The organism is Streptomyces ovatisporus, assembly GCF_042653885.1.
Taxonomy (GTDB): domain Bacteria; phylum Actinomycetota; class Actinomycetes; order Streptomycetales; family Streptomycetaceae; genus Streptomyces; species Streptomyces ovatisporus.
The window spans coordinates 48,419-74,701 of the sequence record NZ_JBHSFH010000005.1 but is presented as its reverse complement, the minus strand read 5'-3'; the positions used below and the strand labels follow the sequence as shown (position 1 = coordinate 74,701).

18 protein-coding genes and 1 tRNA gene are annotated in these 26,283 nt (G+C 70.4%); 15 read left to right on the top strand and 4 right to left on the bottom strand.

Annotated features, from left to right (window positions below; genetic code table 11):
• Window positions 1-42 precede the first annotated feature (42 nt).
• From mfd to ACFPA8_RS08735, 14 genes are all read left to right on the top strand, one after another.
• Window positions 43-3,600, top strand: coding sequence for a transcription-repair coupling factor (gene mfd, locus ACFPA8_RS08800; RefSeq protein ID WP_386444924.1), 3,558 nt, complete (start codon window positions 43-45; stop codon window positions 3,598-3,600).
• A 276-nt stretch (window positions 3,601-3,876) separates the two neighbouring features.
• Window positions 3,877-4,557: a SurA N-terminal domain-containing protein gene (locus ACFPA8_RS08795; RefSeq protein ID WP_386444921.1), complete on the top strand. Its 681-nt coding sequence runs from the start codon at window positions 3,877-3,879 to the stop codon at window positions 4,555-4,557.
• 223 nt (window positions 4,558-4,780) lie between these two features.
• The gene (locus tag ACFPA8_RS08790; RefSeq protein ID WP_386444918.1) at window positions 4,781-5,899 is read left to right on the top strand and encodes a nucleoside triphosphate pyrophosphohydrolase; all 1,119 of its coding nucleotides are present in this window, start codon (window positions 4,781-4,783) and stop codon (window positions 5,897-5,899) included.
• A 473-nt stretch (window positions 5,900-6,372) separates the two neighbouring features.
• The gene (locus ACFPA8_RS08785) at window positions 6,373-6,753 is read left to right on the top strand and encodes a DUF6479 family protein (protein ID WP_386444916.1); all 381 of its coding nucleotides are present in this window, start codon (window positions 6,373-6,375) and stop codon (window positions 6,751-6,753) included.
• Between the two features lie 548 nt (window positions 6,754-7,301).
• Complete coding sequence (locus ACFPA8_RS08780) at window positions 7,302-8,573, top strand: cytochrome P450 family protein (RefSeq protein ID WP_386446241.1); 1,272 nt, start codon at window positions 7,302-7,304, stop codon at window positions 8,571-8,573.
• A gap of 183 nt (window positions 8,574-8,756) precedes the next feature.
• Window positions 8,757-9,683, top strand: coding sequence for a transglycosylase family protein (locus ACFPA8_RS08775; RefSeq protein ID WP_386444913.1), 927 nt, complete (start codon window positions 8,757-8,759; stop codon window positions 9,681-9,683).
• A 219-nt stretch (window positions 9,684-9,902) separates the two neighbouring features.
• On the top strand, window positions 9,903-11,183 hold the full coding sequence (eno, locus tag ACFPA8_RS08770) for a phosphopyruvate hydratase (RefSeq protein ID WP_386444910.1): 1,281 nt from the start codon (window positions 9,903-9,905) through the stop codon (window positions 11,181-11,183).
• Between the two features lie 187 nt (window positions 11,184-11,370).
• The gene (locus tag ACFPA8_RS08765) at window positions 11,371-11,838 is read left to right on the top strand and encodes an FtsB family cell division protein (protein WP_386444907.1); all 468 of its coding nucleotides are present in this window, start codon (window positions 11,371-11,373) and stop codon (window positions 11,836-11,838) included.
• A gap of 197 nt (window positions 11,839-12,035) precedes the next feature.
• The gene (locus tag ACFPA8_RS08760) at window positions 12,036-12,572 is read left to right on the top strand and encodes a DUF501 domain-containing protein (RefSeq protein ID WP_386444903.1); all 537 of its coding nucleotides are present in this window, start codon (window positions 12,036-12,038) and stop codon (window positions 12,570-12,572) included.
• A 130-nt stretch (window positions 12,573-12,702) separates the two neighbouring features.
• Entirely contained in the window at window positions 12,703-13,629 is a 927-nt protein-coding gene (locus tag ACFPA8_RS08755; protein WP_386444900.1) for a Ppx/GppA phosphatase family protein, read from the top strand.
• 384 nt (window positions 13,630-14,013) lie between these two features.
• Window positions 14,014-15,432 carry an NAD(P)/FAD-dependent oxidoreductase gene (locus tag ACFPA8_RS08750; protein WP_386444897.1) on the top strand — a complete coding sequence of 473 codons (1,419 nt, stop codon included), beginning with the start codon at window positions 14,014-14,016 and terminating at the stop codon, window positions 15,430-15,432.
• Between the two features lie 309 nt (window positions 15,433-15,741).
• Entirely contained in the window at window positions 15,742-17,061 is a 1,320-nt protein-coding gene (locus ACFPA8_RS08745) for a class I SAM-dependent methyltransferase (protein ID WP_386444894.1), read from the top strand.
• A 97-nt stretch (window positions 17,062-17,158) separates the two neighbouring features.
• Complete coding sequence (locus ACFPA8_RS08740) at window positions 17,159-17,374, top strand: hypothetical protein (RefSeq protein WP_386446326.1); 216 nt, start codon at window positions 17,159-17,161, stop codon at window positions 17,372-17,374.
• Window positions 17,375-17,405: 31 nt separating this feature from the next.
• Window positions 17,406-18,602, top strand: coding sequence for a Gfo/Idh/MocA family protein (locus tag ACFPA8_RS08735; protein WP_386446239.1), 1,197 nt, complete (start codon window positions 17,406-17,408; stop codon window positions 18,600-18,602).
• Between the two features lie 89 nt (window positions 18,603-18,691).
• On the opposite strand, the gene ACFPA8_RS08730 is transcribed toward ACFPA8_RS08735, so the two are convergent.
• Window positions 18,692-21,241 carry an ABC transporter permease gene (locus tag ACFPA8_RS08730; RefSeq protein WP_386444891.1) on the bottom strand — a complete coding sequence of 850 codons (2,550 nt, stop codon included), beginning with the start codon at window positions 21,239-21,241 and terminating at the stop codon, window positions 18,692-18,694.
• 218 nt (window positions 21,242-21,459) lie between these two features.
• The gene (locus tag ACFPA8_RS08725; protein ID WP_386444888.1) at window positions 21,460-22,248 is read right to left on the bottom strand and encodes an ABC transporter ATP-binding protein; all 789 of its coding nucleotides are present in this window, start codon (window positions 22,246-22,248) and stop codon (window positions 21,460-21,462) included.
• Between the two features lie 429 nt (window positions 22,249-22,677).
• Between ACFPA8_RS08725 and ACFPA8_RS08720 the strand changes: the two genes are divergently transcribed.
• Window positions 22,678-22,763: transfer RNA gene (locus tag ACFPA8_RS08720), tRNA-Leu, on the top strand.
• A 165-nt stretch (window positions 22,764-22,928) separates the two neighbouring features.
• On the opposite strand, the gene ACFPA8_RS08715 is transcribed toward ACFPA8_RS08720, so the two are convergent.
• Window positions 22,929-23,714, bottom strand: a complete 786-nt coding sequence (locus tag ACFPA8_RS08715) for a class I SAM-dependent methyltransferase (RefSeq protein ID WP_386444885.1) — start codon at window positions 23,712-23,714, stop codon at window positions 22,929-22,931.
• Between the two features lie 96 nt (window positions 23,715-23,810).
• Entirely contained in the window at window positions 23,811-26,237 is a 2,427-nt protein-coding gene (locus ACFPA8_RS08710) for a SpoIIE family protein phosphatase (protein WP_386444882.1), read from the bottom strand.
• Window positions 26,238-26,283 lie beyond the last annotated feature (46 nt).

Below are 26,283 nucleotides of genomic sequence, written 5' to 3'. Positions count from 1 at the left end.
CGGGGCGTTCGCGTTGCCCACCCCCGGACGGGAAGCCCCCACATGAGTCTCACCGGACTGCTCGACGCCGTCGCCCGTGACCCCGCACTCGAGGAGGCCGTCAAGGCCGCCGCCGACGGCAACCGGCACCACGTCGACCTCGTCGGCCCCGCCGCCGCGCGGCCGCTGTCCGTCGCCGCGCTCGCCCGCTCCTCCGGCCGTCCCGTGCTGGCCGTGACGGCGACGGGCCGCGAGGCGGAGGACCTCACGGAGGCACTGCGTTCGCTGCTGCCGCCCGAAGGCGTCGTGGAGTACCCGTCGTGGGAGACGCTGCCGCACGAGCGGCTCTCGCCCCGCTCCGACACCGTCGGCCGCCGCCTCGCCGTCCTGCGCCGCCTCGCGCATCCCGCAGAGGACGCGGCGGACGATCCGGGTGCGGGCCCCGTCAGCGTCGTCGTCGCGCCCGTACGGTCGGTGCTCCAGCCGCAGGTGGCGGGCCTGGGCGACCTGGAGCCCGTCGCGGTGCGGCAGGGACAGAGCGTCGAGATGGACGAGATCGTGGACGCACTCGCGGCGGCTGCGTACTCCCGGGTCGAGCTCGTCGAGAAGCGCGGCGAGTTCGCCGTACGAGGCGGCATCCTCGACGTCTTCCCGCCCACCGAGGAGCATCCCCTTCGGGTGGAGTTCTGGGGCGACGAGGTCGAGGAGATCCGCTACTTCCGCGTCGCCGACCAGCGGTCCCTGGAAGCCGCCGAGCACGGGCTGTGGGCGCCGCCGTGCCGGGAGCTGCTGCTGACGGACGAGGTGCGCCGGCGGGCCGCCGCTCTCGCCGAGGAGCACCCCGAGCTGGGCGAACTGCTCGGCAAGATCGCCGAAGGCATCGCCGTCGAGGGCATGGAGTCGCTGGCGCCGGTCCTCGTCGACGACATGGAGCTGCTGCTCGACGTCGTACCGGAGGGCACCATGGCCGTGGTGTGCGACCCGGAGCGGGTACGCACCCGGGCTGCCGACCTCGTCGCGACCTCGCAGGAGTTCCTCCAGGCGTCGTGGGGCGCGACCGCCATGTCCGAGTCGGGCGAGGCCCCCGTCGACCTCGGGGCGGCCTCGCTGTGGGGCATCGCCGACGTCCGGGAGCGCGCACGCGAGCTGGGCATGCTGTGGTGGTCGGTGAGCCCCTTCAGCGGCGACGCGGAACTGGAGGCCGAGGGGGACGACGTCCTGCGCCTCGGCATGCACGCCCCCGAGACGTACCGCGGCGACACCGCCCGCGCGCTCGCGGACACCAAGGGATGGCTGTCGGAGGGCTGGCGGTGCGTGTACGTCACCGAGGCCCACGGCCCCGCCGTCCGTACGGTCGAGGTGCTCAGCAACGAGGGGATCGCCGCCCGCCAGGAGAGCGACCTGGGCGGGATCGCGCCGTCGGTGGTGCACGTGGCCCAGGGGTGTCTCGACAACGGCTTCGTCGACCCGGGGCTGAAGCTGGCCGTGCTGACGGAGACCGACCTGTCCGGGCAGAAGGCCGCAGGCCGGGAAGCCGCCCGTATGCCGGTACGGCGGCGCAAGCAGATCGACCCGCTCACACTCGTCCCCGGCGACTACATCGTGCACGAGCAGCACGGCGTCGGCCGCTACGTCGAGATGGTGCAGCGCACCGTGCAGGGCGCCACCCGCGAGTACCTGCTGGTGGAGTACGCCCCGGCGAAGCGCGGACAGCCCGGCGACCGGCTGTTCGTCCCCACGGACCAGCTGGAGCAGGTCACCAAGTACGTCGGCGGCGAGCAGCCCTCGCTGCACCGGCTCGGCGGCGCCGACTGGACGAAGACGAAGGCCCGCGCGAAGAAGGCCGTCAAGGAGATCGCCGCCGACCTGATCAAGCTGTACTCGGCGCGCATGGCGGCCCCCGGGCACGCCTTCGGGCAGGACTCGCCCTGGCAGCGGGAGCTGGAGGACGCCTTCCCCTACGCCGAGACGCCCGACCAGCTGACCACCATCGGCGAGGTGAAGGAGGACATGGAGAAGTCGGTCCCCATGGACCGGCTGATCTGCGGCGACGTCGGCTATGGCAAGACCGAGATCGCCGTGCGGGCCGCGTTCAAGGCCGTACAGGACGGCAAGCAGGTCGCGGTGCTCGTGCCCACGACGCTGCTCGTGCAGCAGCACTTCTCGACGTTCTCCGAGCGGTACGGGCAGTTCCCCGTCAACGTGCGGGCGCTGTCGCGGTTCCAGACCGAGAGCGAGGCGCGGGCCGTCGTCGACGGACTGCGGGAGGGGTCCGTCGACGTCGTCATCGGCACGCACCGGCTCTTCTCCTCCGACACCAAGTTCAAGGACCTCGGCCTGCTCATCGTCGACGAGGAGCAGCGCTTCGGCGTCGAGCACAAGGAGCAGCTGAAGAAGCTGCGGGCCAACGTGGACGTGCTGAGCATGTCCGCCACTCCCATTCCGCGCACCCTGGAGATGGCGGTCACCGGCATCCGTGAGATGTCGACGATCACCACCCCGCCCGAGGAGCGGCACCCGGTGCTGACCTTCGTCGGGCCGTACGAGGAGAAGCAGATCGGCGCAGCGATCCGCCGTGAACTGCTGCGCGAGGGCCAGGTCTTCTACATCCACAACCGTGTGGAGTCCATCGAGCGGGCGGCGGCACGGCTGCGGCAGATCGTGCCGGAAGCCCGTATCGCGACGGCGCACGGACAGATGTCGGAGCAGGCCCTCGAACAGGTCGTCGTCGACTTCTGGGAGAAGAAGTCGGACGTGCTGGTCGCCACGACGATCGTCGAGAACGGCATCGACATCTCCAACGCCAACACCCTCGTCGTCGAACGCGGGGACAACTTCGGCCTCTCACAGCTGCACCAGCTGCGCGGCCGGGTCGGGCGCGGCCGCGAGCGCGGCTACGCCTACTTCCTCTACCCGCCGGAGAAGCCGCTGACGGAGACCGCACACGAGCGGCTGGCGACCATCGCCCAGCACACCGAGATGGGCGCCGGCATGTACGTGGCGATGAAGGACCTGGAGATCCGCGGCGCCGGAAACCTCCTCGGAGGCGAACAGTCCGGGCACATCGCGGGTGTCGGCTTCGACCTGTACGTGCGGATGGTCGGCGAGGCCGTCGCCGACTACCGCAACGCACTGGAGCAGGGCGGCGAGGTGGAGGAGGCCCCGCTGGAGGTCAAGATCGAACTGCCCGTCGACGCGCACGTACCGCACGACTACGCCCCCGGCGAGCGGCTGCGCCTGCAGGCCTACCGGGCCATCGCCTCCGCGAACTCCGAGGAGGACATCGCCGCCGTCCGCGAGGAACTCGCCGACCGCTACGGCCCGTTGCCCGAACCGGTGGAGAACCTGCTGCTGGTGGCGGGACTGCGCATGCTCGCCCGCTCGTGCGGCGTCACCGACGTCACCCTCCAGGGCAACAACGTCCGTTTCAGCCCGGTGGAGTTGCGTGAGTCGCAGGAGCTGCGGCTCGACCGGCTCTACCCCCGCTCCGTCGTCAAGAGTGCGACGCGTCAGGTGCTGGTGCCGCGTCCGAAGGCGGGCGGCATCGGCGGCAAGCCCGTCGTGGGGCGGGATCTGCTGGCCTGGGTCGGGGAGTTCCTCACTTCGGTGCCGGGGGCGTGAGGCGCCGGGGGCGCTGCCCGCACAGGGCCAGGGCCCCTGCCGATACGCTCACGGCCTCGCCCGCGGGCAGCAGTCGGGACCGTCCCGTGCGGCTCTCGGCCGGAAATCAGGGGGCTTTCGCGTGGCGGTTGCGGCCGGGGCGCTTCCACGGCCGCGCCGGAATCGTTGTCGGGAAGAGAGCCGAAGCGGTGGTCTCAACCACCGCGATCTACTTAACATCGAGCAACGCCAGGTCATGCACCCTCGCACGACCCTTGCCGCCGTCCGGGAGAATCGATGCACAGCAGCACCAAGGGAAGCCGTCGCCGCAGGTCCGCGCTCACCGTCTGCGGTGCAGCCACGCTGCTCGTCGCAGCACCGCTGCTCACCGCGTGCGGCAACGACGCGCACCCCGGTGCAGCTGCCGTGCTGGGCGGTGAGCGGATCACGATGGGGCAGCTCCAGGCGAAGGTGAAGGACGTCAGGGACGCACAGCGCGAAATCCCGCGCGGCGAAGAGATCATCAAGGGCAGCGGTCAGTTGACGCGCGCCACCCTCGACAACCTCATCCGCGAACGGATCGTGGAGAAGGCCGCCGACGACGCCGGCGTCTCCGTGACCCGCCGCGAAGTCGGCGAGGCGCGGGCGCAGTTGGAGAAGCAGGCGGGCGGGGCGAAGAAACTGAAGGAGGCCCTGCTCCAGCAGCAGGCCATCGCTCCCGGCGACATCGACAACCGTCTGCGCATGCAGCTCGCCGTGGACAAGATCGCCAAGGCCGCGGGCATCCAGCCGGGTTCGCCGGAGAGCAACAAGGCGCTGGCGGACAAGTTCTCCAAGACCTCCGAGGGCATGCACATCAGCGTCAACCCGCGCTTCGGCAAGTGGGACGCGAAGCAGTCCGTCCTGGGCAACCAGAACGAGCCGTGGCTGCGGGACATCTCCGGCAGGCAGGCCGACCGCCAGCAGCAGCAGTCCTGACGGGGCGGCGGCGCCGCAGGGCGGCGGCCGGTCCTGCGGGACCGGCCGGTCTCTGCCAGGCCCGTTGCTCGGAGCGCCGGCCAGCGGTCTCGGAGCGACGGGCGGCCGGCGCCGGCCGGGACGTCTCGGGCCTCGGGAGCGACCGTTCCGCGGAACCCGGCAATGAGTGCGGCGGGCCGGCAGGGGGGGATGGACTGACCGGCTGCTGCGGTACGTTCGACGCGTGAGCACATCCGTTCCTACTGGTCGCATCATCCTCCTGACCACCAGCCACCGCGTCGCTCCGGGGCTGCTGTCCTGGCCCGCCTGGGAGGCGCTGCGCAACGCCGATCACGTCGTGTGCGCGGACCCGGAACACCCGCAGCTGCCCTACGTGCGGGAAGCCGGAATCAAAGTGGACGCCGGGAGTGAACCCAAGGCACAGGAACTCGTCGACGCGGGCTCCGAAGGCCGTACGACCGTCGTCATCGCAGCGCCGGAAGGCGAACCCCGGCTGACCGACTCCCTCGCGGCCCTCGCCGGATCGGGACGGACCGCGATGCCCGAGCTGGAGCTGCTGCCGGGCTCCTACGACCTGCCCGGCGCACGCTTCCTCGACCTGGTGCAGGTCATGGACAGCATTCGCAGCGACTGTCCGTGGAGCGGCGCACGCACGCACGAAGGGCTGGCCAAGTACGGCATCGAGGAGATGTACGAACTCGTCGAGGCCATCGAGGACGGGGACCGGGCCGAGCTGTGCGAAGAGCTCGGCGACGTGCTGCTTCAGGTCGTCTTCCACGCCCGCATCGCCCAGGAGGACCCGGACGAGCCGTTCTCCATCGACGACGTCGCCGGCGCCATCGTGGAGAAGCTCGTGCACCGGCACCCGCACGTCTTCGGGGAGGAACAGGCCGCGACGGCCGAGGACGTACGGGCCCACTGGCTGCGCACCAAAGCGGAGGAGAAGCAGCGGGACTCGGTGACGGAGGGGATTCCGCTCGGGCAGCCTGCGCTGGCGCTCGCCGCGAAGCTGGCGAGCAGGGTGCGCCTGGCCGGTCTGGAGTTGCCCGGAGGCACTCCGCAAGGGCCCGGTGTCGGATACGAACTGCTGGCGCTGGCCGTACGCGCCGAAGCGGAAGGGACCGACCCGGAGACGGCGCTCCGAGCCGCCGCACGTACGTACCGCGACGCGATCCGCGCGACCGAGAGCGCGGGGGTCGCGGGCGCGGAGGGTGAGGGTGCGGGCGCGGGGGTCGCGGGAGCGGAGGGAGCGGTCGGCGCGGAGGGTGAGGGTGCGGGGGTCGCGGGAGCGGAGGGAGCGGTCGGCGCGGAGGGTGAGGATGCGGAGGGTGAGGGCGCATAGGCCGAGGTCGCGGTCGGCGCTCTGCTCTGTGAGCGGTGCTCCACGCGGTGATCCGTCCGCCGGTGCTTCGTTTCGTGAGCGGTGCTCACGGGCCAGGGCGGTGCTCCACGTGGTGATCGGTTCGACGCTGCTTCGTTTCGTGAGCGGTGCTCACGGGCCGGGCGGTGCTCCACGCGGCAACGGTCCGCCGGTGCTCCGTTCCGAGAGCGGTGCTCACGCCTCGTGGCGGTGCTCCACGCGGCAACGGTCCGACGCTGCTTCGCTCCGAGAGCGGCGCTCACGCCTCGTGACGGTGCTCCACGTGGGAACCGTCCAAACGCCGCTCCGTTCCGAGAGCGGCGCTCACGCCTCGTGACGGTGCTCCACGCGGGAACCGTCCAAACGCCGCTCCGTTCCGAGAGCGGTGCTCACGCCCCGTGGCAGCGCTCTGTGAGGGCACCGCATACCCGGCCGATCGGGGGTACCCGTACGCCATGTACGCAGCACTCGCCGGAATCGCCTCGCTGATTCCGCTTGCCGACAACCGCGACCTGCTGGTGGGGATCGCCCCCTTGGTGGCAGGCATCGTGGTCGTGGTCGGCCTGATCCTTGCCGTCTCGTACGGCATCCGGATCCGCAGCCGCGGAGATCAGCGCCCTTCCAGCCCGGGGGAGCCGGGCCCGGAGGAGCCGCAGGGGTACGAGACGAGTCACCGTGTCCCTGACGAAGTGCCGCACGACGGGCTGCGGCGCATGCCCTACGACTTCAAGGACTACGACTCCGACAGTCATCCAGGTGAGCACGAGCGGCCGCAGCCCAAGTGGGATGAGGGCAGCAGCGGTTCGTTCGGGAGCGGCGGCCCGGGCCACCACTGAGTCCGTAAGCCGCACGCGCTGCGCAGCGTCCGGCGAAGGGTGACGCCGAGTTGCAGCCCCGCCCTCATCCGGTGAGCGGGTACTGGGAGCGGGGCCCGCCTGCCGGGCCTGAGCGAGGGAGCGTCCCGCAGGTCGACCGTCGCAAGAAGGACCGGCCAGGCACTCGCCGGGAGCCGGAGATGCCTCTCCCCTCGCCCGTTTCCGGGCCCGTACCGCGTCCGTACGGCGCCCTCGCACAGCGGCACCGAGCGCCTCCGGTGGCTCAGGGCAGGAGGCGCCGCCCCCCTCGCGCCCCGTCCCTCCCGCCCGTCCGCCCATGGCGCCTCGAATCCGCCGCCCGTCGGCGGGTGCCCTCGGGGGTGCCGTCGGCAGGTGCCTCCCGCCGTGAGCGGCTGCCCGGGGCGACCTCCGCGACTTCCTGCACCCGCTAGCGTCGACGTGTGCAAGACAACACCCCCGCAGACGAGACGGCGGTGCGCAGCGTCGCCGCCCGCCAGCTCGCCGAGGACGAGGCCGGCATCTCGGCACACACGTCCGAGGCGTGCCCCATGCCCCCGCTCTTCGACTGGGAGTTCGCGGCCGACCCGTACCCCGCCTACGCCTGGCTGCGCGAGCACGCCCCCGTACGCAGGACCGAACTGCCCAGCGGTGTCGAGGCGTGGCTGGTCACGCGTTACACGGACGCCCGGCAGGCGCTCGCTGACCAGCGCCTGAGCAAGAACCCCGGGCACCACAGCGAGCGTTCCGCCCACGGCAAGGGCAAGGTGGGCATTCCGGGGGAGCGCAGCGCGAACCTGATGACGCACCTGCTCAACATCGACCCGCCGGACCACACCCGGCTCCGCCGCCTCGTGTCGAAAGCCTTCACGCCGGCCCGGGTCGCGGAGTTCGAGCCCCGCGTACGGGAGTTGACGGACCAGCTCATCGACGGCTTCGCCGGACGCGGAGAGGCGGACCTCATCCACGAGTTCGCCTTCCCCCTCCCCATCTACGCGATCTGCGACATGCTCGGCGTCCCCGCCGAGGACCAGGACGACTTCCGCGACTGGGCGGGCATGATGCTGCGCCACCACAAGCCGGGCCAGTCCGGCCCGCCGCGCGGCGGAGTCGGCCGCGCGGTGAAGAAGATGCGCAACTACCTGGCCGAACTCATCCACCGCAAAAGGGAGAAGCCGGGCGAAGACCTGATCTCGGGCCTGATCCGCGCCAGCGACCACGGGGAGCAGCTCACCGAGAACGAGGCCGCCGCCATGGCGTTCATCCTGCTCTTCGCGGGTTTCGAGACGACGGTCAACCTGATCGGCAACGGCACGTACGCCCTGCTCCGGAACCCGGGGCAGCGGGCCGGGCTGACGCGCGCCGTCGCCGAGGGAGACGAGGCGCTGCTGGCCGCGGCGGTCGAGGAACTCCTCCGCTACGACGGCCCTGTTGAGATGGCGACCTGGCGTTTCGCGACCGAGCCACTGGAGATCGGTGGGGAGCGCATCGGTGAGGGCGACCCGGTGCTGGTGGTGCTGGCCGCGGCCGACCGTGATCCGGCCAAGTTCGACCGTCCGGACGTACTGGACCTGGGGCGGCGCGACAACCAGCACCTGGGGTACGGGCACGGAATCCACTACTGCCTGGGTGCGCCGCTCGCCCGGCTGGAAGGCCGAGTTGCGCTGAGTTCGCTGCTGCGGCGGCTGCCCGATGTGCGGCTGGCGGCGGAACCGTCCGAACTGCGGTGGCGCGGCGGTCTCATCATGCGTGGGCTTCGCCAACTGCCCGTGCAGTTCGGCGTGGAGAGCGGTACGGGCGTCGAACGGCCCGAAATCCTGTGACGGGTGTGACGCCTGAACGCCGTGTGACCTTCGCGTGATCTGCGTGACACGACCTTGTGATGATGAACATTCAAAGATAGCTTCGGGCGGCGAACGTCCGAGTTCCTACGAGAGGTCCCCCCCATGCCGCCCTTGTTTTCCGGGAGCGGGCGCCACCGACGCCCGCGTCAGGCGCCCTCGTTCGTGGTCACCGCAGGCGTGACGGGAGCGGGTATCGCACTCCCGCTGCTCGGGGCGACCGGCGCGAACGCGGCGGACACCTCGACCTGGGACAAGGTCGCCGAGTGTGAGAGCGGCGGCCTGTGGAGCGCCGACGAGGACAACGGCTTCTACGGCGGCCTCCAACTCGACCAGGAGACCTGGGAGGAGTTTGGCGGTACCGACTACGCGGAGCGCCCCGACCTCGCCAGTCGCGGTCAGCAGATCGAGGTGGCGGAGAAGATCCTCGAGGGTCGCGGTACCGAGGCATGGCCCGACTGTGCTGAAAGTGCGGGCCTTTCGGCGGATTCCACCGAGACGCCCGACGTGACGGACCCTGACGGGTCGGGTGAGTCGTACGAACCCGTTCCCGAACGCCCCTATCCCACCGACCCGTCGGGCAGTACCCCTGAGGGAGACGGCAGTTCATCGGGCGACTCGGGTGACGGCGACACCTCCGGCGGGCCTGAGGCGACTCCGTCCGCGCCGGACGAGTCGGCCGATTCGGGTGACTCGGGAGAGCCGGACGATCCGTCATCTTCCGATGGGCCCCCGGAGTCCGGCAGCGGGTCCGAGGACGGCGCCGCCGGCGACTCCGGTGATTCCGCGGGCCCGGACGGCTCCGCCGACTCCGGCAGCGAGTCCGGCCAGTCCGGCGACGGCGCCGAAGAGGGCCGCGGCGACGCGGACGAACACCCTTCCCGTGAGGGGGACGACCCCCGTGAGGGGGGCGAGCGCCCCGGTGCCGGCGCGGATGCCGAGGATCACCGTGTCGCCCCCGGAGAGTCCCTCTCCGGCATCGCCGAGAAGTACGAAGTCCGCGGCGGCTGGCCCGAGTTGTACGAGAGCAACCGGGACGTCGTCGGCTCGGACCCGGACCTGATCCTTCCCGGTCAGGAACTGCGCCTCTGACAGCGGCAACGGACGTCGTGTGACAGTGGCAACGGACGTCGCGGCGCCCCGCGGCACCTTTTCTTCCCCTGCCAAACAAAATCGACGACGCCTCCCCGCCCCCTGAGCTGGAGCTTCGCCGGTTGTTCCCCCGCCCGACACGAGTGCACGGGCGGGGCAGACCTCCGCGCCCGTTAGGCTCTGGTGCAGTAAGCCAGACCCTTCATGAAGGAGACCCTCGTGCCGTCCATCGACGTCGTCGTAGCCCGCGAGATTCTCGACTCGCGAGGCAACCCCACGGTGGAGGTCGAGGTCGGCCTCGACGACGGCAGCACTGGGCGTGCTGCCGTCCCGTCGGGCGCCTCGACCGGTGCCTTCGAGGCCCTTGAGCTCCGCGACGGCGACACGGGCCGCTACGGCGGCAAGGGCGTCGAGAAGGCCGTACTCGCCGTCATCGAGCAGATCGGTCCCGAGCTCGTGGGGTACGACGCCACCGAGCAGCGCCTCATCGACCAGGCGATGTTCGACCTGGACGCCACGGCCGACAAGTCCTCGCTGGGCGCCAACGCCATCCTCGGTGTCTCGCTCGCAGTCGCCCACGCCGCCTCCGAGGCATCTGACCTGCCGCTCTTCCGCTACCTGGGCGGCCCGAACGCGCACATGCTCCCCGTGCCGATGATGAACATCCTCAACGGCGGCTCCCACGCGGACTCCAACGTGGACGTCCAGGAGTTCATGATCGCCCCGATCGGCGCCGAGTCCTTCTCGGAGGCGCTGCGCTGGGGTGCCGAGACCTACCACGCGCTCAAGGGCGTACTGAAGGAGCGCGGCCTTGCCACCGGGCTCGGCGACGAGGGCGGTTTCGCGCCGAACCTCGGCTCCAACCGTGAAGCACTCGACCTCATCATCGAGGCCGTACAGAAGGCCGGTTACACCGTCGGGCAGGACATCGCCCTGGCCCTCGACGTCGCCGCGTCCGAGTTCTACAAGGACGGCGTCTACTCCTTCGAGGGCAAGGACCGCAGCGCCGCCGAGATGACGGACTACTACGCCGAACTCGTCGACGCCTACCCGCTGGTGTCCATCGAGGACCCGCTGTACGAGGACGACTGGGACGGCTGGCAGACCATCACCGAGAAGCTCGGCACGAAGGTCCAGCTCGTCGGCGACGACCTGTTCGTCACCAACCCCGAGCGGCTCTCCCGCGGCATCGAGGACGGCGCCGCGAACGCCCTGCTGGTGAAGGTGAACCAGATCGGTTCGCTCACCGAGACCCTGGACGCCGTGGAGCTGGCCCAGCGCAGCGGCTTCAAGTGCATGATGTCCCACCGTTCCGGCGAGACCGAGGACGTCACCATCGCCGACCTGGCGGTGGCGACCAACTGCGGTCAGATCAAGACCGGTGCCCCGGCCCGCTCGGAGCGCGTCGCCAAGTACAACCAGCTCCTGCGCATCGAGGAGATCCTCGACGACGCCGCCGTGTACGCCGGCCGCAGCGCCTTCCCGCGCTACAAGGGCTGACAGCAAGGGCCTGGCCCGCGAGGCCGGGCGGCCGGTCCGACCGGTCGTCGCTGCGCCCGACCCCGCTGCCGTTCCCGTACGGTGGCGGGGACGGGCGCAGCGACGGCCCGGGCCACATGCCGGCGTTCCGCCGGAGGCGGCCCGACGGGACGGGCCCAAGGACAGCTGAAGGGGACAGGGGAGGAACGTGCCCGCGGATCGGTTCTCCACCGCGACCAGAATCAGGGCCCTCGGTGCCCAGGCTGCCGAACGTGTCTACCGGGCCCGTGGCCGCACCGTGCGCACGCCGCGCCGCAGCCGCCTGACCGGACGTGCCGCGCTGCTGGCCCTGGTCGTCTGCTCCCTCGTGGTGGCGCTCGCGTACCCGATGCGCCAGTACGTCTCGCAGCGTTCGGAGATCGCCGAGCAGCAGCGTCAGGCGGAGCAGGCGCGCAAGAAGGTCAAGCAGCTGCGCGAACTGCGGGTTCGCTGGGAGGACCCGGCGTACGTCGAGCAACAGGCCCGCGAGCACCTGCACTTCGTCCGTCCCGGCGAGGTCGGCTACACCGTGCGCGACGGGACGGGCGGCGCCCGGCGGCCCACGGACCGAGGACCCGACCGCGCCTGGTACCAGAACCTGTGGGACGGCGTGGACGAGGCCGACGGACGAGGCTGACGCCACCCATCCGTCCCGCTTCCCGCTCCGCACCCCCGTCCTGCCTGTCCTGCCCGTCCTGCCCGTCCTTCCGTCCTCCCGTACGGGCCACTACGGCCGCGGGTCCTCCCGGGCCCGGCAACTCCCGTTCCGCCGGCCGGCTGCGCCGGCTCTGCCCCCGACCACAGCCGACTCACCCCGGAAAGAGCCCGACACCGATGGACACGCCTCCGCCGCAGACCGAACCCACGCCCCCCACGGACGCGGATGTGGCCGCGTTCCAGGAGCAGTTGGGACGTCCGCCGCGCGGCCTGCGTGCCATCGCGCACCGCTGTCCCTGCGGGCTCCCCGACGTGGTGGAGACGGCGCCGCGCCTGGAGGACGGCACCCCCTTCCCCACCACGTACTACCTGACGTGCCCCCGTGCCTCCTCCGCCATCGGCACGCTGGAGGCCAACGGCGTCATGCGCGAGATGACGGCGCGGCTGGAGCAGGACGAGGAGCTGGCCGCCGCGTACCGCGCCGCCCACGAGGACTACCTGGCCCGGCGCGACGCCATCGAGGTGCTCAGCGGTTTCCCCAGCGCGGGCGGCATGCCGGACCGCGTGAAGTGCCTGCACGTACTGGTCGCGCACTCCCTGGTCGCCGGGCCCGGCGTCAACCCCCTCGGTGACGAGGCGCTGGCGATGCTGCCGGAGTGGTGGGCCAAGGGTCCGTGCGTCACTCCGGCCCAGGCCCCGTCGGACCGGGACTGACGGCGCCGAAACCCGGGCCGTCCCGGCGGCGTGGCCGCATACGCTGGAGGCCGGCCCGTCGTGAGGCCGTCGCGAGGACAGCCGTCGATCGGGCGGCTGCCTCGAAGGGCGGCTGTCGTGAGGAGAACGCATGCCCCGTGTCGCCGCTGTGGACTGCGGTACGAACTCGATCCGGTTGCTGGTGGCCGACGCCGACCCCGCCACCGGTGAACTGAAGAGCCTGGACCGGCGGATGGAGATCGTCCGGCTCGGCCAGGGAGTCGACCGTACGGGCCGGCTCGCGCCGGAGGCGCTGGAGCGGACGTTCGCCGAGTGCCGTCGGTACGCGCAGGTGATCGAGGAGCACGGCGCGGAGCGTCTGCGCTTCGTCGCCACGTCGGCGTCGCGGGACGCGGACAACCGTGACGAGTTCGTACGCGGCGTGGTGGAGATCCTCGGCGTCGAGCCGGAAGTGATCACCGGCGACCAGGAGGCGGAGTTCTCCTTCACGGGCGCCACGAAGGAGCTCGCGGGCCGCCAGAACCTGAAGAAGCCCTATGCGGTCGTCGACATCGGCGGTGGCTCGACCGAGCTCGTGGTCGGTGAGGAGGAGGTCCGCGCGGCGCGGTCGGTCGACATCGGCTGTGTCCGGCTGACGGAACGCCACGGGCTCTCCGACCCGGTCACCCCCGCCCAGATCGAGGCGATGCGCGCGGACGTCGCCGCCGCGCTCGACGAGGCGGAGCAGAGCGTCCCGCTGGCCGAGGCCCGTACGTTCGTCGGGCTCGCGGGGACGGTCACCACCGTCGCCGGGATCGCTCTCGGGCTGGACGCGTACGACTCCGCCGCCATCCACCACTCCCGGGTGTCCGCCGGGCAGGTCCGTGAGATCGCACAGCGGTTGCTGAGCAGCACGCACGAGGAGCGGGCAGCGGTCCCCGTGATGCATCCGGGACGTGTGGACGTGATCGCCGCGGGAGCCCTGATACTGCAGGTGATCATGGAGCGTACGGGCGCCGGCGAGGTCGTCGTCAGCGAGCACGACATCCTCGACGGCATTGCGTGGAGCCTCACTTGAGCACCCCCGTGGCTCCTTTGAAAGGAGCCGGATGCGGCCTCCGCAAGGCCGCCGAAGAAGTCTCGTGAAATAATTCACGCGGGAAAGTGCCTCGTCGGACGCACATCACACCCGTGAGAGCCGAATCAGGGCCTCCGTCGCGGCCCGGCTTCGTGAACGACGGATTCCAGCCGTGTGACACCGGTGCTGCCACACTCCCCGCTGTCCTCGTGAAGACGACGACAAGTGCAGCTCAAGGCGGGTATCGCGGCACCGGGCGTGCTACGGACCCTCGACGGGCCGGACGGCTTCCGGTGCGTGGCCGCGCAGTGTAGCAGCCCCCCGGACGGTGCTTGTGAAGCCCCTCACGAGGTCCCCCCGGGGGCCGGGTGGATACTCGGAGACATGAGCACCACGGAGCGTCCCCGAATCCTCGTAGTGGGCGGCGGGTACGTCGGCTTGTACGCGGCGCGCCGCATCCTGAAGAAGATGCGCTACGGCGAGGCGACCGTGACGGTCGTCGACCCGCGCTCGTACATGACGTACCAGCCCTTCCTCCCCGAAGCCGCCGCCGGCAGCATCTCGCCGCGCCACGTCGTGGTTCCCCTGCGACGCGTGCTGCCCAAGGCCGAGGTCCTCACCGGCCGCGTCACGACCATCGACCAGGACCGCAAGGTCGCCACGATCGCACCGCTGGTCGGCGAGGCGTACGACCTGCCCTTCGACTACCTGGTCATCGCCATGGGAGCCGTCTCCCGCACCTTCCCGATCCCCGGCCTCGCCGAGAACGGCATCGGCATGAAGGGCGTCGAGGAAGCCATCGGCCTGCGCAACCACGTGCTCGAACAGCTGGACAAGGCCGACTCGACCAACGACGAGGACGTGCGGCGCCGGGCGCTGACCTTCGTCTTCGTCGGCGGCGGCTTCGCGGGTGCCGAGACCGTCGGCGAGGTCGAGGACATGGCCCGGGACGCCGCGAAGTACTACCCCGGCGTCCGGCGTGAGGACATGCGGTTCATCCTCGTCGACGCCGCGCCCGGCATCCTGCCCGAGGTCGGCCCGAAGCTGGGCGAGTGGGGCCTGGAGCATCTGAAGAGCCGCGGTGTGGAGGTCTACCTCAGCACTTCGCTGGAGTCCTGCGTCGGCGGTCGCGTCCTGCTGAAGAACGGTCTCGACGTCGAGTCGAGCACCATCGTGTGGACGGCCGGCGTGAAGCCCAACCCGGCACTGGCTCGATTCGGTCTGCCGCTCGGCCCCAAGGGTCACGTGGACGTCGACGCCACGATGCAGGTCCGCGGCACGGACCACATCTGGGCAGCCGGTGACAACGCACAGGTGCCGGACCTGACGGCGGGCAAGGAGCAGGCGTACTGCCCGCCCAACGCGCAGCACGCCCTGCGTCAGGCCAAGGTGCTCGGCGACAACGTCATCTCCCGGCTGCGCAGCTTCCCCCAGCGCGACTACAAGCACGCGAACAAGGGCGCCGTCGCCGGTCTCGGACTGCACAAGGGCGTCGCGATGATCGTCCTGGGCAGGACCCGGATCAAGCTCAAGGGCCGGCTGGCCTGGTACATGCACCGCGGGTACCACGGTCTCGCCGTGCCGACGTGGAACCGTAAGATCCGCGTCTTCGCCGACTGGACGCTGGCGATGTTCCTCAAGCGGGAGGTCGTCTCGCTGGGGGCGATGGAACACCCGCGCGAGGAGTTCTACGAAGCGGCCTCGCCCGTCTCGAGGGTCGCCGGTGAAGAGGCGGAGGCGGAGCGCAAGACCCGGGTCAAGGAGAGCCGCGCTCGGCAGAGGGAAGAAGCCAAGGCTTCCTGACGCCGGCTCGGTCGCATCGTCGGACGCACCGGGCGACGAGGAGCCGGCCGTCGGCCGGGGAGCGAAGAGCAGAGAGCCCCGCGAAGGGGGCGTCCGCCATCCGTGGGGCGGGCGCCCCCTTCGCCGTGTCCGGGGGCGCGGTCGGCGGGGCGCGCGACGGCCGCTGCCCGTGTCGCGGCGTCCTTGCGGCCGGTGCCCGGGCGGCGGTGCGACGAACTGCCCGAAGTCAGGTGTGAATCGGCATAATTTGCACGACAATCGGGTTGCATATAGGGAGATTCGCCCCTTCCTTCCCTGGAGGTGTGTGCATTGACCGACGTCGCGCCGCGGCTCGTCGCGCTCGCCGAGAGAGTGCTCGAGGAACCGCTTCCGATCCGTGTCCGGGCCTGGGACGGCAGTGAGGCCGGGCCGCCCGGCGCCCCCGTACTCCGCATCCGGCACCGTCGCGCGCTGCGCCGCATCCTGTGGTCGCCCGGGGAGCTGGGGCTCGCCCGCGCCTGGGTTGCCGGTGAACTCGACGTCGACGGAGAGCTGTACGACTTGCTCAGCGGACTGGCCGGTCTCCTCTGGGAGAAGGACGAAGGCGGCAGTCCCGAGCGGCGCGTCCTTGCGCTCGCCCGCGACCCGGACATCCGGGCGGCCGCACGTGAACTGCTGTCCCTCGGCGGTCTCCTGCCCCCTCCCGCACCGCCCCGGGAGGAGAAGCGCCGGCGCTTCGGCGCACGGCACACACCGGGGCGTGACCGTCAGGCCGTCCGGCACCACTACGACGTCGGCAACGACTTCTACGAGCTGGTGCTCGGTCCGAGCATGGTCTACTCCTGCGCCTACTGGGAGCCGGGGAGTCCTGGACGGACGCCCACTCTGGAGGACGCCCAGCGCGCCAAGCTCGATCTCGTCTGCCGCAAGCTGGCGCTCGGTCCGGACCGTCGGCTGCTGGACGTCGGATGCGGCTGGGGCTCGCTGGTGCTCCACGCGGCGCGCGAGTACGGGGTGAGCGCTGTCGGCATCACGCTGTCGCACGAGCAGGCGACCTATGCGCGCAAGCGCGTGGCGGAGGAGGGCCTGGCGGACCGTGTGGAGATCCGGGTCCAGGACTACCGGGACGTCTCCGACGGCCCCTACGAAGCCATCTCCTCCATCGGCATGGCCGAACACGTGGGCAGGGAGCGCTACCTGCAGTATGCGAACGGGCTGTACTCGCTGCTGAAACCCGGTGGGCGGCTGCTCAACCACCAGATCGCGCGGCGCCCCCTGCAGGACGAATCCGCTTACCAGGTCGACGACTTCATCGAGGCATACGTCTTCCCGGACGGCGAGCTGGCGCCCTTGGCCCTGACGGCGGGCGTCCTGGAAGAGGCGGGCTTCGAGGTCCGGGACGTGGAGTCGCTGCGGGAGCATTACGCCCTGACGCTGCGCGCCTGGGTCGCCAACCTGGAGGGGGCCTTCGCACGTGCCGCGGCGCTCACCTCGCCCGGACGGGCACGGGTCTGGCGGCTCTACATGGCTGCGAGCGCGCTCGCCTTCGAACGCAACCGGATCGGCATCAACCAGATCCTCGCGGTGAAGACGCCCGTCAGCGGGGACTCCGGACTTCCGCTGCGGACGCGGGAGTGGCTCGGCGGCTGACGAACTCACCCTGCCCGGCCGTCGTTCGGACCCGGCTGCCGGTTAGTCGCGGCGGCGCCGTCAGTCCTCGGCGGCGCCGCCCAGGACGAGCACCTGGATGGCGAGTACCGCGGCGCCACGGGCCCAGTCGTGGAAGTTCACCCGGCACATAGCGGAGAAGACGACCTTCCCCTTCCCCGTGACGGATCACGCGGCCGACATCGGCGCCATCATGATCCCCGTCATGCAGGACATATACGGGGGAGGCGCCCCCGTCAGCTCTCTCGACGAAGTCAACAAGCAAATCAACTTCCTTTTCGAACAGGACAATTGACGGCATGCAACAACAGGAAAGGCCCCCACCCGTGCCCTTCTCCATCGGAATCGTCGGCGCCGGCCAGTTCGCCGGGTCGTTCGCCAAACTCTTCCAACTGCACCCCGGCGTCGGTGACATATACGCCACGGACCTGCTTCCCGAGCGTGCGGACCGGCTCGTGAGGGAACTGCGTCTGGCAGGCAGCGTGCCCTCGTTCGACGAACTCCTCACCGGCGATGTGGACGCGGTCGCCCTCTTCACCCAGCGCTGGACACACGGACCGCTGGTGGTGCAGGCGCTGCGTGCCGGGAAACATGTCTACTCCGCGGTGCCCATGGCCGTCTCCCTGGAGGAGACCAAAGCCATCATCGAGGCCGTCAAGGAGACCGGCCTGACGTACATGATGGGCGAGACGAGCCACTACAACCCCGCCACCGTCTACGCCCGGGAGAAGATCGCCGGCAACGGCTTCGGGCGCCTCTTCTACGCCGAGGGCGACTACGTCCACGACATGGACCTCGGCTTCTACGACGCGTACCGGTACAGCGGCGGGGAGACGTGGAAGGAGACGGCCAGCTATCCGCCGCTGCTCTACCCCACGCACTCCATCGGGGGAATCCTCGGCGCGTGGCAGACGTACGCCACCAGCGTCAGCGCGGTCGGCGTGACCGACGACCGCGGGGACGGCGTCTTCGACCGCGGGACGAGCCGGTTCGACAACGACTTCTCCAACGCCACCGCGCTCTTCGAGGTGGCGGGCGGCGGTTCGTTCCGTACGAACGAGTTCCGGCGGGTCGGCTACCCCTCCCACATCCGCGAGTCCCGCTTCCGCTTCTTCGGTACGGAAGGCAGTTTCGAGCAGCTCGCGACAGTCAGCGTCTGGCAGGACAAGACGGGTGTGCGGGACGTGTCCGAACACCTTCAGGCGGTGCCGACACTCGCGGCCGACGATCCTTCGCTGGAGAACGTCGCGCCCGCGCTGCGGGACGCGTTCATCTCCGGCACGGCCCCCGTGCACGACCGGTCGCGGCTGCCCCGCGAGTTCGCGCACGCCCCCAACGGGCACGAAGGCTCGCACCACTTCCTCGTCGACGACTTCGTCGAGGCCGTCAACGGCGGAACGCTGCCGACGGTGAACGCGTGGGTCGCCGCCCGCTACACAGTGCCCGGCATCGTCGCTCACGACTCGGCGCGGCGGGACGGTGAGCGGCTGACCGTCCCCGACTTCGGCGACCCGCCGAGCTGACGCCCGCACGGCGGTGGCCCGGTCCCCCGTAGCCGGGGAACCGGGCCACCGCCCGTCGCTGAGGCAATGCCTGCCTCAGCCCTGCTGCCTCACTCGCTCTTGATGGCGGTGAGCATGTTCAGCTTCGCCGCCCGGCGTGCCGGCCACAGCGCCGCCAGCATGCCCACGAGGGCCGCCAGTGCCAGGAAGAGGCCGATCCGTTCCCACGGCACCACCAGTGCGTACTGCGGAAGCGAGGACGCGATCAACTCCCCGGCAGACCAGCCGAAGAAGACGCCCAGGCCGATGCCCAGCACCCCGCCGAAGAGGGAGATGACCAGCGACTCCAGCCGCACCATCCGCTTGACGCCCCGCCGTTCGAGACCGATGGCCCGCAGCATGCCGATCTCCTGGGAGCGTTCGAAGACGGACATGGCCAGCGTGTTCACCACGCCGAGCACCGCGACGATCACCGCCATCGCCAGCAGCCCGTAGAGCATGTTGAGCATCAGCGTGAAGATCTCCGCGATGGACTCGGAGAGGTCCTTCTCGTCCTGGACGAGGATCGCCGGGTTGTTGCCGAGGGCCTTCTCGAGCGAGGACTTGGCCGACTCGCTCGCGCCGTCCGCCGTCTTGACCATCAGCTGCATGCTCGCGACCCGTTCCATGTGCGGGTCGAGGGTGCCGGTGTCCAGCAGCATGCCCTGCATCATCTCGTTGCCCTCGTAGACACCCGAGACGGTCAGCCTGCTCTTCTTCCCGTCCTCGTAGATCACCGGGAAGGACGAGCCGACCTTCCACTTCTTGCTGTCCGCGGTCTTCTTGTCCACGACGACCTTGTTGCCGGACAGACCGTCGAAGCTGCCGGAGGTGAACTCGAGATCGGTGAGTTCGCCGATGGTCTCGCCGTTCACACCCGTCATGTACTCGACGTCCTTGCCCACGCGCGCCGGCGAGTTGCGCATGGGACTGGAGGCGGTGATCTGCCCTTCCCGCTCCAGCTTCTTCTCCACCTGCGGGGCGAGCGGCGTGAAGTTGGCCATGCTGATGCTGTAGTCGGCCCTGAACGACTTGGTCGCCATCTTGTCGATGGCTTCCTGGACGCTGCCCGCGATCACGGTCATGCCCGTGATGAGAGTGAGGCCGATCATCAGCGCGGAGGCGGTCGCGGCCGTACGGCGCGGGTTGCGCACGGAGTTCTGCCGGGCCAGCTTCCCCGAGACGCCGAACACGCGCATCAGCGGAGCGGCTGCGGCGATGAGGGGCCGCGACAGCAGCGGCGTCAGTACGAACATGCCGATCAGCAGCACGGCGGCACCGATCCCCATGGGGACGTCGCCCTCGCCGGCGCTGTCCAGCGTCGTCGCGTACAGCACGAGGGCCGTGCCGCCGGCGGCGAGGAGCGCGCCGATCGAGTTGCGGACGACGAGGGAACGCACGGTTGCGGTGGCGTGGATGCTGCTCATCGCCGCCACCGGCGGGATCTTCGCAGCCCGCCGGGCCGGCAGCCACGCGGCGAGCACCGTGACCACGATGCCCGTGACGAGTGACGTGACGACGGCGGAACTGTCCACGACGAGCGGCCCGTCCGGGACCGTCGCGCCGACCTTGCCCATGAGGGAGCGCAGCGCGGCACCGATTCCGACGCCCGCCGCCAGGCCCGCGACGGCTGCGACCGTCCCGACCACGAAAGCCTCGATGAGAACCGAACGCGTCACCTGACGGCGGCTCGCACCGACCGCCCGCAGCAGCGCCAGCTCCTTGGTGCGCTGGGTGACGAGCATCGTGAAGGTGTTGGCGATGATGAAGATGCCGACGAACAGCGAGATCCCGGCGAAGACCAGCATGCCGGTCTGCATGCCGCTCATGCTCTCCTCGATCGTCTTCGACTGGTCCGCGGCGAGCTTCTTGCCGGTGACGGCCTCGGCATCGGCGGGAAGGATCTTCTGCGCCTGCGACTTCAGTTCTCCCTGCGACGTGCCGGCGGCGGCCTCGAGGGTCACCTGGTCGTACTGGCCGGGCACGGCGAAGAGGCGTTGCGCGGTGGAGGTGTCGAAGAGGACCAGTGTGCCGCCCGCGGCCACGTTGCCGTCGTCGGTGGTGAAGACGCCCACCACGCGGTCCTTGCGTACCGGGCCGTCGATGGACAGGCGGGCGGTGTCTCCCACTTTGTAGCCAGTGCGTTCCGCGGTCTTCTGATCGAGGGCGATCTCACCGCTGCGCTGCGGTGCTCTGCCCTCGCTCATCGGGTAGCGGGCGTCCTTGTCCTCCCCCTCGGGGCCGGCGTAGTAGTTCGCGCCGGTGGACTGCCAGCCCTCGCCGACGAGTTTGCCGTCCTTGTCGGCGAGCGCGGCGAATCCGGAGACGGATCCGGTCACGCCGGCGGCGCCGGGCAGGTCCCGGGCCTTCTCCAGCGTGGCCTGGGAGATCCGCGGCCGCTTGCCCGGAGCCCCCGTGTCCGACGGTTCGCCGCCGGTCTGCTCGATGGCGAGGTCGACGTTGCTGAAGCCCTTCTCGGAGCTCTTCTGGTAGGCGTCGGAGATGGTCGAGGTGAAGACCAGGGTGCCGGAGACGAAGGCCACGCCGAGCAGCACGGCGAGTACGGTCATCAGCAGCCGGGCCTTGTGCGCGAAGACGTTGCGCAAGGCGGTACGGAGCATCGGTGAGTCCTGGAAGTGAGTGGGGCCCGCCCCGGTCGTGGGCGGGCTTCGGTGGGGTGTGCCGCGGGCAGGCCGGCTGACGGGCCCGCCGTCCTTCGCGTGGCGTGCCCTGTGGAGTGGACTGTCCTGCTTGCGAGTTCGCGGGCCCGGATGTCGCGGTGCCCGCGGATTCACCTGCGAGTGGCGCCTGCCGGGGGCCGTCTCGGCAGACGGGCCGCTCAGCTCGTACGGACCCTGGAGTCGAGGCTCTTCATCCGCTCCAGCACCGACTCGGCCGTCGGTCCGAACATGTCGTCGACGATGCGGCCGTCGGCGAGGAAGATGACGCGGTCCGCGTAGGAGGCCGCCACCGGGTCGTGGGTGACCATGACGATGGTCTGGCCCAGTTCTCGTACGGAGTTGCGCAGGAAGCCCAGGACCTCCGCGCCGGAACGGGAGTCGAGGTTGCCGGTCGGCTCGTCCCCGAAGATGATCTCCGGCCTGCTCGCGAGCGCGCGGGCGACCGCGACGCGTTGCTGCTGACCGCCGGAGAGCTCGCTGGGCCGGTGCTTCAGGCGGCCCGAGAGACCGACGGTGTCGATGACCCGGTCGAGCCATGCCTTGTCGGGCTTCTGGCCGGCGATGTCCAGCGGAAGCGTGATGTTCTCCAGGGCGTTGAGCGTCGGCAGCAGGTTGTACGCCTGGAAGATGAAGCCGATCCTGTCGCGGCGCAGTTGCGTGAGCTTCTTGTCCTTGAGCTTGGTCAGTTCGGTGTCGCCGATGAGGGCGCTGCCGCCGGAGACGGAGTCCAGTCCGGCCATGCAGTGCATCAGCGTCGACTTGCCGGAGCCCGACGGCCCCATGATCGCGGTGAATTCGGCCTTCCGGAATTCGACCGAAACATGGTCCAGGGCGACCACCTTGGTCTCCCCCTGTCCGTAGACCTTGGTGAGATCTGTGGCGCGCGCGGCGGCGACGCCGGCGGGCGCGGGTGCGGCTGCGTTGACGCCTGTGTAGGTGGTGGTCACGGGACTGGGCTCCTGTCGGAAGGTGTGGCGGATCGGGACGACTTCATCCTTCCGTGCCGTCCCGGCCTGCGGATCAGCCCCGGTGCCCCTTTCCGGCCCAGCCTTCCGAGGTAGTGCCCGCCCGGGCAGTCCTCCTTGGGTATGACGCTCTCCCTGAGTGCCGGTGCGGGTGGGGGAGGCCCCGGTGGCGGAATGTGAATTCCAGTGGCCGGACGGCGACTTTCCGTCATTTCCCGAGCAAGGGACGGACTCCGCAGGAGGCCCCGAAATGGGGGCCGCTGTACTGACGGCTCGTCAGTTGCCCATAAAATAAGACAACATCGGGCCAGCGCCCCGCAGTTGGGGGCGTGACGCTGGATAGGCTCTCCCTGCACCCTGGGGTAGGACCGCGCGCTCTCTGTAGCGGACGGCGGGAGTCCTGGAGCCGGTGCCCGGATGGTGGAATGTAGACACGACGAGCTTAAACCTCGTTGGCCCTAAGGGCCGTGCCGGTTCAAGTCCGGCTCCGGGCACCATCCGATCAAGTCGGTGATCCGCGGCGGCGGCACCAACTGCCGCGCTCCCCGCGGAGTTCCGGGTGGCACTCCTGCCGTCGAAGTGCCGTCATCGTGCTGTCCAAGAGCCTTCGTGCGAACCGGTGCGGGTGCGGGACGCCCGGAGAGCCGTCCGGGCCGAGCGGCTCACCCGTCCGCGCGGGCCGTCAGCAGCGGCTGGAAGAAACCCGACTCCTGCGGCGTCAGCCACCGGGGCTCCACGAACCCGGCGGCGGACGCGAGCCCGGTCAGCCGGTCGCTGCCGAGAGCCCAGTACGTCGCCCGGTGGACCTGGACGTGCCATTCGCCGCCCGCCGGAAGGAGCTGGAACAGCTCCAGGTCGTAGTGCTCGCCGTCGTCGTGCCAGTGCCAGAGCTGAAAGGTGACGGTACGTTCGCCGCCCTCGCCGCCCTCGCCGCCCCCGGCGCCTCGGTGGACCTGAGGGGGCGTCGAGGAGGGACGGTCGCGCAGGAGGTCGTCGTAGGGCCGGGTACTCACCAGCAGCCGTCCGCGGGGACGCAGCACGCGGCGCATCTCGGCCAGGGCGGCGAGTACGTCCTCCTCCCGGAGAAGGTGGGGCAGGGAGTTGTCGGCGCACACGACGGCGTCGAACTGCTCGCCGGGGAAGGGAAGGCGTCGCATGTCGGCGGCAGCCGTGTGCACGGTCAGCCCCCGCAGGGCGGCCTCCCTGGTGGCGCGGGCCGCGGCACGGGGGCTGAGATCGGTACCCGTGACGCGGTGGCCACGGAGCGCCAGCCCCGTCGACTGCGTGCCGATACCGCAGGAGCAGTCGAGCACCGCTGCGCGCTCCCCGCCGATCAGGGCGTCGAGAGCGGCGCCCTGGCGACGGATGCTCGCGTCCCAGTCCGCGTAGATCAGGTGGTAGTGGTCGGCCAGGCCGTCGTAGAAGCGTGCGACCGCTGCCTCGCTCATGCGTCGAGGCTACTGAGAGAAAGCCGGGCGCTGAGAGCGAGCGGGCCACCGGAGGGAGCGGGCCGCCGGGAGGGAGCCGGGCGCGGGATTCGTCCGTCAGGGCAGGGCCTGTTCCGTCCAGATCGTCTTCCCCGAAGCGGTGTAGCGCGTGCCCCAGCGCTGGACGATCTGCGCGACGATGAACAGACCGCGTCCCCCTTCGTCGTCGGTGGCGCTGTGCCGCAGGTTCGGCGAGGTGTGGCCCTTGTCGGAGACTTCGCAGTGCAGGCTGCGGTCCCGGATGAGCCGGAGGTAGACGGGGCCGGAGGCGTGCCGGATGGCGTTGGTGACCAGTTCGCTCACGACGAGCTCGGTGGTGAACGACAGTTCTTCCAGGCCCCATTCGCCGAGCTGGTCCAGGGCAAGGGAGCGGGCGCGGGAGACCGCGCTGGGTTCCGCCTCCAGCTCCCAGCCGGTGACCTGGTCCGCGCCCAGCTCGTGGGTACGGGCCAGCAGCAGAGCCGCGTCGTCGGTGGCGGGGCCGTTGGGCTGGAGCTCCGCGAGAGCCCGGTCGCACAGCTGCTCCAGGGTGCTCTGCCGGTCGCTGAGGACGTCCTTGAGCTTCTCGACCCCGGTGTCCATGTCGCGGTCGCGGTCCTGCACGAGACCGCCGGTGAAGAGGGCGAGGAGACTGCCTTCCGGCAAGGAGATCTCCATCGACTCGAAGGGCAGACCGCCCACACCCAGCGGCGGTCCCGGCGGGATCTCGAGCAGGGTGAAACGGCCCTCCGGATCGACGACGGCGGCGGGCGGGTGGCCCGCGCGGGCGGCGGTGCACACGCGGGAGACCGGGTCGTACACGGCGTACAGGCAGGCGACGCCCAGGCCCTCGTCCGCTCCGGGGCCGGCGCCCGCTTCCTGTTCCTCGACACCCTGGAGAACGAGGTCGTCCATGCGGGAGAGGAGCTCGTCGGGGGAGAGGTCCAGCCGCGCGAGCGCCCGGACGGTGGTGCGCAGTCGCCCCATGGTGGCGGCGGCGTTCACGCCGTGCCCGACGACGTCGCCGACGACGAGGCCGACGCGGGTGCCGGAGAGAGCGATGACGTCGAACCAGTCACCGCCGACGCCGAGGCCGATGTCGGCGGGCAGATAGCGGTGGGCGACGTCGACGGCGGACTGTTCGGGCAGGCCCCGCGGCAGCAGATTGCGCTGGAGCGTGAGTGCCGCGGCGCGCTCACGCGTGTAGCGGCGGGCGTTGTCGATCGACAGGGCGGTACGGGTGGCCAGTTCGTTGGCCAGCGACATCTCGTCCTGGTCGAAGGGGGCGGAGCTCTCGTGGCGCTGGAAGGTGACGAGTCCCATGGTCGTGCCCCTCGCGCGCAGCGGAACGGCCAGGGTGGAGTGCATGCCGTTCTGCTCGCGGGGCTCCGTCTCGCTCTCCCGGTCGACGATGACGGCCTTGCGGGTGGAGAGCGCGGCCTGCTGGGGGGAGCCGGGTTCGTAGTCGACGTGGAACGGGCCCCTGGCGGGGGCGTCCTCGCCGTCGGCGCCCGCGTACGGGCTTCCGACCCGCTCCACGACCCGTACGAGGGAGGGCGACTCTCCCTGCGGGCGGGGTTCCTCACCCTCCAGGACGCCCTCGACCAGATCCACGGTGACGCTGTCGGCGAAGGCCGGGATGACGACCTCGGCGATCTCGCGGGCCGTGGTGACCATGTCGAGCGTCGTGCCGATGCGGACGCCTGCCCGTACGGTCAGCGCGAGCCGCTGCTGTGCGCGGTAGCGATCGGTGATGTCCAGCGCGTCCTCGCAGACGCCGAGCACGTGGCCGTCGGGATCGCGCAGCTGGTAGTACGCGCAGGACCAGACGTGCTCGTGTTCGGGGTCGACAGGCGGACGTGCCTGGTAGAGCAGGCCGAAGACCGGTTCGCCGCTCTCGATCACGCCCCGCATGACGTCTTCGAGAGCGCGGGGGTAGCCCTCCGTGAGCACTTCGCCCTCGTTGTACAGCTCGTCGACGCGCTTCCCGGCGTACTCGCTGAACTTGCGGTCGATCTCGCTCCGGTATTTGGCGTTCGCCCAGGTCAGCCGGAGTTCCGTGTCGTAGATGCCGAGACCGATGGGCGACTGCGTCGACAGTCCGCGCAGCATGGCCTGATGGGCCTCCCAGGAGCGCAGCGGCTCCAGCGGAACGGCGACCATGATCTGCGGTGGGCCGTCTTCGCCCGCCAGGGAACAGATGGTCGTGGCCACTTCCACCGGGTGGCCGTCACGGTGGCGGGCGATACGGGCCTCGTTGCGGCAGGTGGGACCGACGGACCTGTCGAGCAGTTCGATCAACGCGTGCTCGTGGGCCGAACGGCCCACCATCAGCGTGTCCACCCGACGGCCCAGGATTTCGCGCGGTGTGTAACCGAAGAGCTCCTCGGCGGCTTCGCTCCACCCGATGACCACGTTTTCGCTGTCGAGCAGCGCCGTGGCGGCACTCGTGACGTCGAGTGGTCCACGGAAGTCGATGGTCTCGGCCTCGCTCCACGCGTTCATGGCACCAATCCAGCCCGCATTCGTTTCTTACAGGGTCGATCCAGAC